Annotated in this window: 9 protein-coding genes and 1 riboswitch; of the genes, 5 read left to right on the top strand and 4 right to left on the bottom strand. The window is 69.8% G+C overall.

The features are described 5' to 3' along the window. Positions 1–146: 146 nt before the first annotated feature. The 5 genes from ACZ4S3_RS22080 (at position 147) to ACZ4S3_RS22060 (ending at position 6263) form a co-directional block, all read left to right on the top strand. Positions 147–1085 (top strand): carbohydrate ABC transporter permease, encoded by a 939-nt coding sequence (locus ACZ4S3_RS22080; protein ID WP_467936720.1) that lies wholly within the window; start codon positions 147–149, stop codon positions 1083–1085. 5 nt (positions 1086–1090) lie between these two features. Beyond that, entirely contained in the window at positions 1091–1966 is an 876-nt protein-coding gene (locus tag ACZ4S3_RS22075; RefSeq protein ID WP_467937013.1) for a carbohydrate ABC transporter permease, read from the top strand. Next, positions 1966–3291, top strand: a complete 1326-nt coding sequence (locus tag ACZ4S3_RS22070) for an ABC transporter substrate-binding protein (protein ID WP_467936718.1) — start codon at positions 1966–1968, stop codon at positions 3289–3291. Before ACZ4S3_RS22075 ends, ACZ4S3_RS22070 begins: the two co-directional genes overlap by 1 nt. 395 nt (positions 3292–3686) lie before the next feature. Beyond that, positions 3687–4892 carry a S8 family peptidase gene (locus ACZ4S3_RS22065; RefSeq protein WP_467936716.1) on the top strand — a complete coding sequence of 402 codons (1206 nt, stop codon included), beginning with the start codon at positions 3687–3689 and terminating at the stop codon, positions 4890–4892. Positions 4893–5174: 282 nt separating this feature from the next. Next, complete coding sequence (locus ACZ4S3_RS22060) at positions 5175–6263, top strand: glycosyltransferase family 2 protein (protein WP_467936714.1); 1089 nt, start codon at positions 5175–5177, stop codon at positions 6261–6263. 471 nt (positions 6264–6734) lie between these two features. On the opposite strand, the gene metE is transcribed toward ACZ4S3_RS22060, so the two are convergent. The 4 genes from metE to aceA all read right to left on the bottom strand — a co-directional run bounded on the left by metE (position 6735) and on the right by aceA (position 13568). Beyond that, on the bottom strand, positions 6735–9053 hold the full coding sequence (metE, locus tag ACZ4S3_RS22055) for a 5-methyltetrahydropteroyltriglutamate--homocysteine S-methyltransferase (RefSeq protein WP_467936712.1): 2319 nt from the start codon (positions 9051–9053) through the stop codon (positions 6735–6737). A gap of 164 nt (positions 9054–9217) precedes the next feature. Continuing rightward, a riboswitch (cobalamin riboswitch) is annotated at positions 9218–9447 on the bottom strand. Positions 9448–9616: 169 nt separating this feature from the next. Further along, complete coding sequence (locus ACZ4S3_RS22050; protein WP_467936710.1) at positions 9617–10498, bottom strand: 3-hydroxybutyryl-CoA dehydrogenase; 882 nt, start codon at positions 10496–10498, stop codon at positions 9617–9619. After that, a complete protein-coding gene (gene aceB, locus ACZ4S3_RS22045; RefSeq protein WP_467936708.1) occupies positions 10495–12126 on the bottom strand; it encodes a malate synthase A in 1632 nt (543 codons plus the stop codon). Before aceB ends, ACZ4S3_RS22050 begins: the two co-directional genes overlap by 4 nt. A gap of 158 nt (positions 12127–12284) precedes the next feature. Next, positions 12285–13568, bottom strand: a complete 1284-nt coding sequence (gene aceA / locus ACZ4S3_RS22040; protein WP_467936706.1) for an isocitrate lyase — start codon at positions 13566–13568, stop codon at positions 12285–12287. Positions 13569–13833 lie beyond the last annotated feature (265 nt).

Genomic DNA, 13833 nt, shown 5'->3' with positions numbered 1-13833 from the left:
CCGGCCGCCGGCCCGAACGGCCTTGCCGCGCCGGGCAGTACGGCGCGCAGGCCGGGGCGGGCAACGGGGGCGCGGACAACGGGGGAGAGGTGGCGTGCGATGGCGGCAGTGCCGACGGCGGAAGCACAGGGTGAGGAGTCTTCGCCGTGACCCTCGTGACGGCACCGCAGCGGTCCGCTGCAAGAGCCTCGGGCCGCACCGCGGGGCCGCGGAGCGACCACGGAGCCTGGTTCCTCGTGCTGCCCGCGCTGATCCCGATCCTGGTGCTGAGCGTCGGTCCGCTGCTGTACGGCATCGGGCTGGCGTTCACCGACGCCCAGTCGGGGCGGACCCAGGCCACCCGGTTCGTCGGGGCGCTGAATTTCACCGATCTGTTCCACGACACCCTCTTCTGGGACTCCTTCCGGATCGGCCTGGTGTGGGCCGTCGGTGTCACCGTCCCGCAGTTCCTGCTCGCCCTGGGCCTTGCCCTGCTGCTCAATCTGAACCTCCGGATGCGCTGGCTGGCCCGCGCGCTGGCGATCATCCCGTGGGCGATGCCGGAGGTCGTCGTCGGCATCATGTGGCGGCTGGTCTACCACCCGGACGCCGGCATCCTGAACGAGACGCTGCGCAATCTCGGGCTGTCGGGATCCGGCGGCCGGGACTGGCTGAGCGGTCTGGCCACCGCCCTGCCCGCGGTCATCGTCGTCGGCGTCTGGGCGGGTATGCCCCAGACCACCGTCTCCCTCCTGGCCGGTCTGCAGAACGTCCCCAAGGAACTGCACGAGGCGGCGGCCATGGACGGCGCCGGCGCCTGGCGGCGTTTTCGTACGGTCACCTGGCCCGCCATCAAACCCGTCGCCCTCGCGATCACCGCCCTCAACTTCATCTGGAACTTCAATTCCTTCGCCCTGGTCTTCGTGCTGACCGACGGCGGCCCCGGCGGCCGGACACGCCTGCCGATGCTCTTCGCCTACGAAGAGGCCTTCCGCTACGGGCAGTTCGGCTACGCCGCCGCGATGGGGCTGGCGATGGTCGCGGTGATCTCGGTCCTGCTGGCCGTCTATCTGGCCGGCCGGCTGAAGGGGGACGACGACAAGTGAGCCAAGTGAGCCAAGTCGGCCCGGGGCCCCGGGCGCGCCGCCGCCCGACCGCCCGGCGCACCGCCACCCGCACCGGCCAGTACGCCGCCCTCCTCTGCTACCTGGTCTTTCTCGCCTTCCCCTTCCTCTGGCTGATTTCCACCGCCTTCAAGCCACCGCGCGAAATGGGCAGCATCCACCCCACCTGGATTCCCGAGGCGCCCACCCTGGACAACTTCCGGCAGGCGTTCGAGCAGCAGCCGCTGCTGGCGGCGGCGGGCAACAGCCTGCTGGCCGCGGCCGTTTCCGCGGTGATCGCGATCGCGCTGGCGACCCCGATGGCCTACGTCCTGGCCCGCTCCCGGGGCCGCCTCGCACGGGCCGGCACCGGCTGGGTCGTCATCAGCCAGGCTTTTCCCCTGGTCCTGGTCATCATCCCGCTGTTCCTGATCCTGAAGACCCTGCATCTGGTCGACTCCCGGATCGGCCTGATCATGGTCTATGTGGTGTGGTCGCTGCCGTTCGCCCTGTGGATGCTGACCGGCTACGTCCGCGCGGTGCCGCCCGAGCTGGAGGAGGCCGCGGCCATGGACGGCGCGGGCCGCATCCGTACCCTCGTCTCGGTCACCGCACCGTTGCTCGCGCCGGGCATCGTCGCCACCGCGCTGTTCGCCTTCATCACCGCCTGGAACGAGTTCTTCTTCGCCCTGGTCCTGCTCAAGTCTCCCGAGAAACAGACGCTGCCGGTCGTGCTGACCCACTTCATCGGGACGGAGGGCGTCGCCGACCTCGGCCCGCTCGCCGCCGCCGCGCTGCTCGCCACCCTCCCGAGCCTGCTCCTGTTCGCCGTCATCCAGCGGCGCATCACGGGCGGCATGATGGCCGGGGCGGTGAAGAGCTGATGCGTCACGGGAACAACGCGACGACACCGGGCCGTTTGCCCCGGCGAGGGCTCCTCGCGGCGGCCGCCGCGCTGCCCGCCGCGGCCCTGCTGCCCGGCTGCTCCGCCGAACGCCGACGGGCGACCGGCGGCAAGATCACTCTGCGCTTCCAGTCGCTGGCCTGGCAGCAGGACTCCATCAAGGTCAACAGACAACTGGTCGCGGAATGGAACCGCCGGCACCCCGACGTCCAGGTGCACTACGTCCAGGCTGCCTGGGCCACCGTCCACGACCAGCTGCTCACCTCCTTCGAGGGCGGCGAGGCGCCGGACATCATCCACGACGCCACCGACGACCTCGCCGACTTCGCCTACGGCGGCGATCTCGCCGACCTCACGTCCTTGGTGTCGCCCCGTCTCAAGAGGGAAATTCCGCGCCGGAGCTGGGCGAGTGGCACCTTCGACGGCAGGGTGTACGGCGTCCCGTTCCTCCAGGAACCACGGGTGCTGATCGCCAACCGTACGAAGCTGAAGCGCTCCGGCGTCCGGATCCCCACCCCCGAACACCCCTGGACCTGGGAGGAGTTCGCGGATGCCGCCCAGCAGATGACCCGTGGTGGCAACTACGGCGTCGCCTGGCCGTTGAAGGAGCCGGTCTCGGTCACCCTCAATCTCGCTCTGTCCACCGGCGGCCAGGTCTTCCACCGCCGCCCCGACGGCAAGGTGGAGGTGCGCTTCGACGCCGTCGACCAGGTGGTGCCGCGCACCGTCCACGACCAGGTCAACGTCGACCGGACCGCCTCCCGTTCGACCCTGGGCATGGGCGGCTCGGACACCCTGCCGGGCTTCTTCGCCGGGCGGTACGCGATGGTGCCGCTCGGGTTCTCCTACCGCCAGCAGATCGTCCAGCAGGCCCCCAAGGGCTTCGACTGGACGGTGCTGCCCGCCCCCAAGGGCACCGCCCTGGACCAGGGGGTGAGCCCGCAGACCCTGTCGGTGGCCGAGGACTGCCCGTACAAGGAGGAGGCGATGGCCTTCATCGACTTCCTCCTCCACCCGGAGAACATGGTCCGACTGGCCCTGGGCGACTGGATGCTGCCGACCGGCCGGCAGGCTCTCAAGGACCCCGCGCTACGGGTGGCCCGATACGACTGGGCCACCGGCACGGCATTGGCGGGCGCCCTGCGCTCGGCGCCGGCCCAGTCCGTACGCGGCTACCCGGAGTGGAAGGACAAGATCGCAACGCCCGGTCTCCAGGAGTACTACAGCGGCGCGATCGACCTGGACGCCCTGCGCCGACGGCTCGTCAAGGACGGCAACTTGGTGCTGGCGCGCTATCAGCGGTGACCGCGGCGGCGAGGAATGGGAAAGGGGCGGGGCGGCGGATCCCATCGAGGCCGAATTACCGCCCTGAGTTGAGCTGTCGGCCGCACGTCTTGCCGGGCGCGATCTTTCCACGCCCCGTCGACGGATCGCGGGCGCTCGTCGCCCACCGTCACGTTCTATTGCGGCAATGTAAACGGAGTTGAGTCCCTACCCTTCAACTGGGCGGCTCTCTTTGACCGTTTCTGCGGCCTTTTGCATTTATTCAAGGTTGTTGCTTATCTCACACGACCGGGCGGCCCTTGAATTGAACTCATCAATCCGACAGGGTTTCGAGCCAGCCCGCGGAGATTTTGCGGTCTCTTCGGGCTATTGCGCAACGCTTTCCCCCCACACCACGAACGAGGAGAACCCTCGCAATGGATCACAAGCGTTCCAGCAAGAAGCGGCTCATCACGGCGATAGCCGCCGCTGTCGCGGCAACGGGCATCGCCACGGTCACCGCGGTCACCGCCGGCGCTTCCCCCGCTCCCGTCGAGGGCAAGATCTATGGTGCCCAGGCCAAGGGTGCCGTGAGTGACAGCTACATCGTCATGCTGAAGAAGTCGGTCCGTACCGCCGCGAGCGGCGACCTCGCCGCCAAGTACGGCGGCAAGGTCAAGCGGAGCTACTCCTCCGTCGACGGCTTCTCGACGACTGGTCTGGACGAGGACGAGGCCAAGCGCCTCGCCGCCGACCCGGCCGTCGACAAGGTCGTACAGAACAAGAAGTTCCACATCGACGCCACCCAGGACAACCCGCCGTCGTGGGGCCTGGACCGCATCGACCAGGCGGACACCCAGGGCGACAAGAAGTACAACTACCCCGACAGTGCGGGTGAGGGCGTCACCGCCTACGTCATCGACACCGGTGTCCACATCAGCCACAAGGACTTCGGCGGCCGCGCGTCGTACGGCTTCAACGCCATCGACAACAGCGACAAGGCCGAGGACGACAACGGCCACGGCACCCATGTCTCGGGCACCATCGCCGGTGAGGCCCACGGCGTCGCCAAGAAGGCCAAGATCGTGGCCGTCAAGGTCCTGGACGGTCAGGGCTCCGGCACCACCGAGCAGGTCGTCGCGGGCATCGACTGGGTCACCAAGAACCACAAGGGCCCCTCGGTCGCCAACATGTCGCTCGGCGGTGGCGCGGACGAGGCGCTGGACGCGGCCGTGAAGAAGGCCATCGACTCCGGTGTCACCTTCGGCGTCGCGGCGGGCAACGAGTCCACCGACGCGGGCCAGGGCTCCCCGGCGCGCGTGAAGGAGGCCATCACGGTGGCCTCCAGCACCGACAAGGACGAGCAGTCCGACTTCTCCAACTACGGCAGCGTGGTGGACCTTTACGCCCCCGGCTCCGACATCACCTCGGACTGGAACAACAGCGACGACGCCACCAAGACGATCTCGGGTACGTCCATGGCGACCCCGCACGTCGTCGGTGCCGCCGCGGTCTACCTGGCGGGCCACAAGGACGCCAAGCCCGCGGACGTCGAAAAGGCGCTGACGGACGGCGCCACCCCCGACAAGATCTCCAACCCGGGCGACGGCACGCCCAACAAGCTCCTGAAGATCGTCGAGTAACCCCCTCCCGGCTCTGCCCGCCGGCCGTCGCGCTCTCCCCCACGGAGCGCGGCGGCCGGCGGTTTTGTGTGTCCGGGCCCCAACCGGATGGCACCGAAACCGACTTGGCGCAGTTATCCACAGGAGGTCGCCTCCGCAACCGCTCGACGCTCCCTCCCGCTACGGTCGGTGACATGCACGGAGGACTGCCGTTCATCGGCATCAGCACCATCGTCTACGGCGTGATCGGCCTGATCGCGGTCGCGGCCGACGCCATCCGCAAGACAGGGGGAGGAGCTCACCATGCACACCATCACCGTCATCGTGCCCGCTCACAACGAGGAGGAGGGGCTGCCGGCCACGCTGGAATCGCTCGCGTGCCAAACGGTGCCACCTGACCGGATTCTGGTCGTGGACGATGCGTCCACGGACCGTACGGGCGAGGTAGCGGCCTCACACGCAGTCACCGTACTCCGCCCGCCGCGCAATCTCGGCAGTAAAGCCAAGGCGCAGAATTACGCCCTTCCGCACTGCACCACCGACCTCGTGCTGGCCGTCGACGCGGACACCGTCCTCGCGCCGGACTACATCGAGACCGTTGTCCCCGTCTTCGACGACCCCAATGTCTCGGTCGCGGCGGGCACGGTCCGCACCCGCCATACCCGCAGCATCTGGGAGCGCGGACGGTCCACGGAGTATTTGTTCGGCTTCCACTGGCATCGGCCCATCCAGGCCCGCGCCAACAGCCCCATGGTGTGCTCGGGTTGCTGTTCCGTCTTCCGGCGGGACGACCTGGTGGCCTTCGGCGGATTTCCCGAGCGGACCATCGTGGAGGACATGGATTACACCTGGTCCCAGCAGATCGCGGGTAGGCGGGCGGTCTATGTCTCCGATGCCCTCGCCCTGGCCGCCGACCCCGAAGACCTCACCTATCTCCGCAAACAGGTCTGGCGCTGGATGGCCGGCTTCTGTCAGAACGTGCGGCTGCATCTCGGGCGGCTGATCGTGCGCAAACCGCTGCTGGCGCTCTGGGTGCTCCTCGCCCTGCTGGAGATCCTGACCGCGCCTCTGTGGTGGGCCACGCCCTTCGTGGTCGCCGCGACGACGGGCCAGTCTCCGGCGCTGACCTTCGCCTGGTGGGCCGGAGCCGAGCTGGTGCTGACGGCGCCACCACTGATCTACGCCGCCCACCGCCGCAAACTCCCGCTCGCCGGTGTCCTGTTGAACATCCCCTGCGTCTACGCGACCAAGGCCGTCAACCTCGTCTACGCCTGGAAAGCCCTCGTCGTGGAACTGCTGCTGGTGCCGCTCCACCTGTCGCGGGGCCTCACGGTCTACGAGAAAGGCCGGGCCGATACCCGCCCGGGGCCGGCCGTCGCCGCTACGGCCTGAGCGGGAAGGAGCCGCCAAAGGCACCGGCCGCGGGTGGCCGTGCCCGCACGGTCCGTCGGCCATGCCGGTCCTGGTCCCGCTCCCGGTCCCGCTCCCGGTCCGGGTCCGGATGGAGAGAGATCCGGTTGACCGGGGTCGGGCTCCCGGGCCTCCGGGGCTCCGGGGCTCCGGGGCTACCCGTTCAGGCCGGGCGGAGGCGCGCCCATGGACTTCGAGAGGGAATTAGGGGCCGATGCTCCTCACCACCAGTACCTCCTCACCGAGCAGGGCCGCGCCGCCCTGCGCCCCCTCCTGCTCGCCATGGCGGCCTGGGCCAACCAGCGTCTCGCCCCCGAGGAACGCAGCCTGTTACGACGTTGTCGACTCCCGCAGGACAGCGCCTTGTTGACCTGTGCCGGCATCCGTCTCCTGGTGGACATGCCGAGACGGCCGGGAGGGCGCGGCTGCGTTCCCTCCCGGCCGTCAACGGAATCAGGAGCCGGACAGCTCCGTGCGGACGGTGCGGGCGGCGGTGACCAGGTTCTCCAGCGCGGACCGCACCTCCGGCCAGCCGCGGGTCTTGAGACCGCAGTCGGGGTTGACCCAGAGGCGTTCGGCGGGGATGGCCTCAAGTCCCTTGCGGAGCAAGGTGGTTACTTCGTCGGTGCTGGGGACGCGGGGGGAGTGGATGTCGTAGACGCCGGGGCCGGCCTCGCGTGGGTAGCGGGCCGTAGCCAGTTCCCGGGCGACCTGCATGTGGGAGCGGGCGGCCTCCAGGCTGATGACGTCTGCGTCGAGGTCGTCGATGGCCTGGACGATGTCGCCGAATTCGGCGTAGCACATGTGGGTGTGGATCTGGGTGCGGTTCAGTGCGCTGCTGGTGGTGAGGCGGAATGCTTCGGTGGCCCAGGTCAGGTAGGTGGTGTGGTCGGTTGTGCGTAGTGGCAGCGTTTCGCGCAGTGCGGGCTCGTCGACTTGGATGATGGATGTGCCGGCTGTTTCGAGGTCGTTCACTTCGTCGCGCAGGGCGAGGGCGACTTGGCGGGCGGTGTCGGCGAGTGGCTGGTCGTCGCGGATGAAGGACCAGGCGAGCATGGTGACCGGGCCGGTGAGCATGCCTTTGACGGGGCGGTTGGTGAGTGACTGGGCGTAGGAGGTCCAGCGGACTGTCATAGGTTCGGGGCGGGAGATGTCGCCGGCCAGGATTGGTGGGCGGACGTAGCGGGTGCCGTAGGACTGGACCCAGCCGTGTTGGGTGGCGAGGTAGCCGGTGAGCTGCTCGGCGAAGTACTGGACCATGTCGTTGCGTTCGGGCTCGCCGTGGACGAGGACGTCGATGCCGGCCTTTTCCTGGAAGGCGAGGACGTCGCGGATTTCGGCCGCGATGCGGTCGTTGTATCCCGCGGTGTCGATCCGTCCTGTGCGCAGGTCGGCGCGGGCAGTGCGCAGGTCGGCGGTCTGTGGGAACGAGCCGATGGTGGTGGTCGGCAGCAGCGGCAGCCCGAGGTGGGCGCGTTGGGCGGCGGCCCGCTCGGGGTACGGCGCCGAGCGGCGGCCGTCGGCGTCGGTGACGGCCGCGGCGCGGGCGCGTACCGCCGGGTCATGGGTCAGCGCCGAACCGGCCCGGGACGCCAAGTCTGCGCGGTTCGCGGCGAGTTCGGCGGCGATGGTGTCGGTGCCCTGCGCCAGGCCGCGGGCGAGCGTGGCGATTTCCGCGGTCTTCTGCTTGGCGAAGGCCAGCCAGCGGAGGATCTGCGGGTCGATGTCGCGTTCGACGGTGGCGTCCAGCGGGACGTGCAACAGCGAGCAGGAGGCGGCCACATCGACCCGGTCGGCGAGGCCGAGCAGGGTGCCGAGGGTGGCCAGCGACTTCTCCAGATCGTTGATCCAGATGTTACGGCCGTTGACCACGCCCGCTACCAGGCGCTTGCCCGGCAGTCCGCCGACGGCCGCCAGCGCCTCGAGGTTGGCCGCGGCCGCGTCGGTGAAGTCGAGCGCCAGTCCGTCCACCGGAGCCTTGGCCAGGACGGGCAGGGCCTCGCCCAGCCGGTCGAAGTGCGAGGCGACCAGGAGCTTGGGGCGGTCGGTGCGGGTGCCCAGTTCGCGGTAGGCGCGGGCCGCGGCGTCCAGTTCGGCCGGAGTGCGGTCCTGGACGAGGGCGGGCTCGTCGAGCTGCACCCACTCGGCGCCGGCGGCACGCAGGTCGGCGAGGACCTCGGCGTAGACGGGCAGCAGTCGGTCCAGCAGGGTCAGCGGCTCGAAGTCGGCGGCCACGCCGGGGGCGGGCTTCGACAGCAAAAGGTAGGTGATCGGTCCGACGAGCACCGGGCGGGCGGTGAGGTCGAGCCCGAGCGCTTCGGTGAGCTCGGCGACCTGCTTGGTGGAGTCGGCAGCGAAGACCGTGTCCGGCCCCAACTCGGGTACCAGGTAGTGGTAGTTGGTGTCGAACCACTTGGTCATCTCCAGCGGCGCCACCTCCTGCGTGCCGCGGGCCATGGCGAAGTAGCCGTCGAGGGCGTCGGCCGTGACGGCGGCCTGGTGGCGGTCCGGGATCGCGCCGACCATGACGCTGGTGTCCAGCACATGGTCGTAGTACGAGAAGTCACCGGTGGGCACCTCGTGGATGCCGGCGTCGGCCAGCTGCTGCCAGTGGGAACGGCGCAGGGTGCGGGCGGTCTCCGTCAGGGCGTCGGCGGTGACCTTGCCCTTCCAGTAGCCCTCGATGGCCTTCTTCAGTTCCCGGTTCTGGCCCTGGCGGGGGTAGCCGTACACGGTGGCCCGTGCTGCCGCGGCTGCGGGCTTAGCTGTCACGGAACTCTCCTTCGCGGATGTGTCTCCTGAATGTCCCGGGACGGAACGAGGAACGCGAAGGGATGACGAACCGGACGGAACCACGCTGCGCTCGCGACGCACGTGTCCGCCTGATATGTACGCCGACCCGCCCTCGAGGTCACCGGGATCTCCGTCCACGCAGGGGCGTGCACGGGCAACGGGCAGGTCTTCGGACTCGCGGGCGCGCCTGCCGGAGTCTCTTCCGGCGGGCACCTACTGGCCGTCGCTTCCCGGATCCGCGGCCCGGATCCAGTGCGTATGACGGCGGTCGTTCCCACTCACCGCTGCGGGGCAGTCCCGGATTCTCACCGGGTTCCCTCTTACGACGCGGCCCGTCTGGCGGACGGGGCGAACCAATTGCCCGGCCAGCGTAGAACGCGGCCGTCGCGGCGGACACCTCTGTTCACATTCCGGACTGTGAGATGAGACACCGGCGGGGCGAGGTTCGCACGCGGCAGGGCACGGAACGGCCTCAGTCTCCGTTCCGCGCCCCGTACCGCACACCTGCCGGGCCCCTCAGCCCGACGGCGATCCAGGGACCCTCAGCCCTGGTCGTAGGTGTGGAACCCGCGCCCGGTCTTGCGGCCGAGCAGTCCCGCCTCCACCATGCGCTGGAGCAGCGGTGGCGGCGCGTAGAGGGGTTCCTTGAACTCGTCGTAGAGGGACCGTGCGATGGATGCCACGGTGTCCAGGCCGATCAGGTCGGCGAGCTTCAGCGGGCCCATGGGGTGCGCGCAGCCCAGCTCCATGCCCGCGTCCACGTCGGCGGCGGTCGCGAAGCCGGACTCGGCCATCCGGATCGCCGAGAGCAGGTACGGCACGAGCAGCGCGTTGACGACGAAGCCGGCCCGGTCCTGGGACCGTACGACCGTCTTGGCGAGGGTGCCGGTGACGAATTCCTCGGCGGCGGAGACCGTCGCCGGCGTGGTGTGCAGGGAGGTGACGACCTCGACGAGCGGCAGCACCGGGACCGGGTTGAAGAAGTGCAGCCCGAGGACGCGGTCCGCGCGGCGGGTGGCCATGCCGAGCCGCATGACGGGGATGGCCGAGGTGTTGGTCGCCAGGATCGCCTCCTCATCCTCGACGATCTTGTCGAGGGCGGCGAAGACGTCGGTCTTGGCCGCGGCGTTCTCGACGATCGCCTCGATGACGAGCTGCCGGTCCGCGAGGTCGTCGAGACTGCCGGTGAAGACCATCCGGGTCAGAGCGTCCTCGGCCGAGATACGGTCCAACTTGCCGCGCTGGACGGCGCGTTCGAGGGAGACGGCCACCCGCTCGCGGGCCGCACGGGCCGCGGTCGCATCGGCCTCGCAGACCACGGTGTCGAGCCCGGCGCGGGCGCACACCTCGGCGATGCCCGCGCCCATCTGGCCGCCGCCGACGACTCCGACCCGTCGGATCGCGGTGTTCAGCGCGGCGCTCATGCCGTGACCTCCGCACGGTGCACGAGATGGCGGGCGTAGGCGTCCGGGGTGAAGAAGGCGGGGAGCTCCTTGGCGAGAGCGGTCCGTTCGAACAGCTCCCGGACGTCGTCGAGCCGTGCCCAGGGGTACTCGGCTCCCAAGGCGGCGATCTCGCCGTCGAGGAGGCCGAGCACCGTGTCCCGGTCGACGGCGCCGTGGCGCAGCCACTGCCAGATCTGCGCTCGGGCGATCTCGGCGGCTGCCGCGTCCTCCATCAACCCCTCCAGTGCCACGGCACCGGTGCCGCGCAGCCAAGCGTCGAAGTAGCGCAACGCGACAGAGATGTTGGCGCGCACGCCTTCCTCGGTGGGCGGTCCCGCGGTGCGCCGGACGGCCAGGAGCGCCTCGGCCGGAACGTCGACATCCTCCCGGGTGCGGTCGATCTGGTGCGGCTGCCCGCCCAGCACGCCGTTGAAGATGTCGCGGCAGAAGGGGACAAGCCCGGGGTGGGCGACCCACGTCCCGTCGAAGCCGGCCTCCGCCTCGCGCTCCTTGTCGAGACGCACCGTGGCGAGAGCGGCCCCGTCGGCCTGTGCGTCGTGGCTGGGCACATGCGCGGCCATGCCGCCGATGGCGTGCGTACCGCGCTTGTGGCAGGTGCGCACGAGGAGTTCCGTGTAGGCCCGCAGGAAGGGCGCCGTCATGGTGACCCGCTTCCGGTCGGGGAGCGAGAAGTCGGGGCGATGCGCGAAGATCTTGATCAGGCTGAAGAGGTAGTCCCAGCGGCCCGCATTGAGCCCGGCGCTGTGCTCGCGCAGCTCGTAGAGGATCTCCTCCATCTCGAAGGCCGCGGTGACCGTCTCGATCAGGACGGTGGCGCGGATGGTGCCCCGCGGGATGCCGAGCAGATCCTGGGCGAGGACGAACACGTCGTTCCACAGGCGGGCGTCGCAGGCGTTCTCCAGCTTGGGGAGGTAGAAGTACGGGCCGGAGCCGGCGTCGATCTGGCGCTGCGCGCAGTGGAAGAAGTACAGGCCGAAGTCGACGAGCGAGGCGGGCACGGGACGGCCGTCGACGAGGAGATGCTCTTCGGTGAGGTGCCAGCCGCGCGGGCGGACGACGATGGTCGCGAGCCGGTCGCCGAGGCGGTACTCCGCGCCGTCGGGTGCCGTGAAGTCGATCCGCCGCTCGATGGCGTCCAGCAGGTTCAACTGGCCGCCGATGATGTTGTCCCAGGTGGGGGAGGTGGCGTCCTCGAAATCGGCCAGCCACACCTGCGCCCCGGAGTTGAGCGCGTCGACCGTCATCCGGCGCTCCGGCGGCCCGGTGATCTCCACCCGGCGGTCGGTGAGACCCGGCGCGGGCGGTGCGACCCGCCAGTGCGGATCGGCGCGGATGGCGGAGGTGGCCCGCGAGAAGTCGAGCGGGGACCCGGAAGAGAGGCGAAGGGCGCGGCGGCGGCGCTCGGTGAGGATGTCGCGGTACCGGTCGGCGAAGGTGTGGGCGAGGCACCCGAGGAAATCAAGGGCGGCGGGTGTGAGGATCTCGTCGAAGCGGTCGCCATTGGGGCCTCCCCTGCTCGAGCCGAGTCGAGAGCTTGGGGAAGCGCCGAGCACCTGGACACGGCTGGTCAGTTCGGTGGTGGACATGCGCATCTCCTCAACGGGCGGAGTGGAGCGGAGCGGTGAGGGCCGGACGGAGACGGTCGTCCGGCCCTCACCTGGATACGGGGCGGCCGGCCGCATACGCGCCGAGCCATGGGGGCCAACAGCGGGGCCGGCGGCGCCCGGAGAGGGCCGAGCGGTTCCTAGTGGAACTGCTCCTCCTCGGTGGAGCCGGCGAGCGCGGTGGTCGAGGAAGCCGGGTTGAGGGCCGTCGACACCTGGTCGAAGTAGCCGGTACCGACCTCTCGCTGGTGCTTGACCGCGGTGAAGCCGTGCTCCTGGGCGGCGAACTCCTTCTCCTGGAGGTCGACGTAGGCGGTCATGCCGGACTCGGCGTAGCCGCGGGCCAGGTCGAACATGCCGTGGTTGAGGGAGTGGAAGCCGGCCAGGGTGATGAACTGGAAGCGGTAGCCCATCGCTGCCAGCTCCCGCTGGAACTTGGCGATCTGGTCGTCGTCGAGGGCGGCCTTCCAGTTGAACGACGGCGAGCAGTTGTACGCCAGCATCTGGTCCGGGTGCTCCGCGTGGATCGCCTCCGCGAACTCGCGGGCCTGCGCCAGGTCCGGCGTCCCCGTCTCCACCCAGATGAGGTCGGCGTAGGGCGCGTAGGCCAGGCCGCGGGCGATGACGGGGGCCATGCCGTTCTGGACCCGGTAGAAGCCCTCGGCGGTGCGCTCTCCGGTGACGAACCGGGCGTCGCGCTCGTCGATGTCGCTGGTCAGCAGGTTTGCCGCGAGGGCGTCCGTACGGGCCACGATGAGGGTGGGCACGTCGGCGATGTCGGCAGCGAGGCGGGCGGCGTTGAGGGTGCGGATGTGCTGGCCGGTGGGCACGAGGACCTTGCCGCCGAGGTGGCCGCACTTCTTCTCGGACGCGAGCTGGTCCTCGTAGTGGATGCCCGCGGCGCCGGCCGCGATCATCGCCTTGGTCAGTTCGAAGACGTTGAGCGGCCCGCCGAAGCCGGCCTCGGCGTCGGCGACGATCGGTGCGAGCCAGTCGGTGGTGTCGCTGCCGCCCTCCGCGGTGGCGATCTGATCGGCGCGCAGAAGTGCGTTGTTGATCCGTCGCACCACCTGCGGCACGGAGTTGGCCGGGTAGAGGCTCTGGTCGGGGTAGGTGTGGCCGGCCTGGTTGGCGTCGGCGGCGACCTGCCAGCCGGAGAGGTAGATCGCCTGGAGGCCGGCCTTGACCTGCTGCACCGCCTGGCCGCCGGTCAGCGCGCCCAGCGCGTGGATGTAGTCCTGCTCGTGCAGCTGCCGCCACAGCCGCTCGGCACCGCGCCGGGCCAGGGTGTGCTCCTCACGGACGCTGCCCGACAGCCGGACCACGTCCTCGGCCGTGTAGGTGCGCTCGATGCCCTTCCAGCGGGGGTCGGCCGCCCACCGCTGCGCCAGCTCTGCGGCCGTCGTCGTGCTTGCCTGTGCCATGACCGTCTCCCGGGTCTGCCTGTGTCTTGTCAAAGATGCGAATGTGGCACTGGGTGCCGTCTTCAGATGCGGCCCGCCGGAGTTCCCTGCGCGATCAAGGGTGAGCAATGTTGCGCGGACTTCCGTCTGGAACGGCCGGGTTCTCCGACATCAGGGCATGAATCGTGCCCGGTGTTCCGCTTCGGTCGCCGGTTCCGGCGGGCCGTACTCAGACTCTGACACCGGCACTGAGTGCCATCAACCGTGGAGTTGTGCCAAGTTTTGC

The organism is Streptomyces sp. NPDC028368 (assembly GCF_055565615.1).
The sequence above is the reverse complement of the archived record's forward strand: the minus strand, read 5'-3'. Positions and strand labels throughout refer to the sequence as shown.

Bases quoted from the DNA above. Each gene is read 5' to 3' on its own strand.
- ACZ4S3_RS22065 (WP_467936716.1), top strand. From the start codon at position 3,687: ATGGATCACAAGCGTTCCAGCAAGAAGCGGCTCATCACGGCGATAGCC.
- ACZ4S3_RS22060 (WP_467936714.1), top strand. From the start codon at position 5,175: ATGCACACCATCACCGTCATCGTGCCCGCTCACAACGAGGAGGAGGGG.
- aceA (WP_467936706.1), bottom strand. From the start codon at position 13,568: ATGGCACAGGCAAGCACGACGACGGCCGCAGAGCTGGCGCAGCGGTGG.
- ACZ4S3_RS22050 (WP_467936710.1), bottom strand. From the start codon at position 10,498: ATGAGCGCCGCGCTGAACACCGCGATCCGACGGGTCGGAGTCGTCGGC.
- aceB (WP_467936708.1), bottom strand. From the start codon at position 12,126: ATGTCCACCACCGAACTGACCAGCCGTGTCCAGGTGCTCGGCGCTTCC.
- ACZ4S3_RS22070 (WP_467936718.1), top strand. From the start codon at position 1,966: ATGCGTCACGGGAACAACGCGACGACACCGGGCCGTTTGCCCCGGCGA.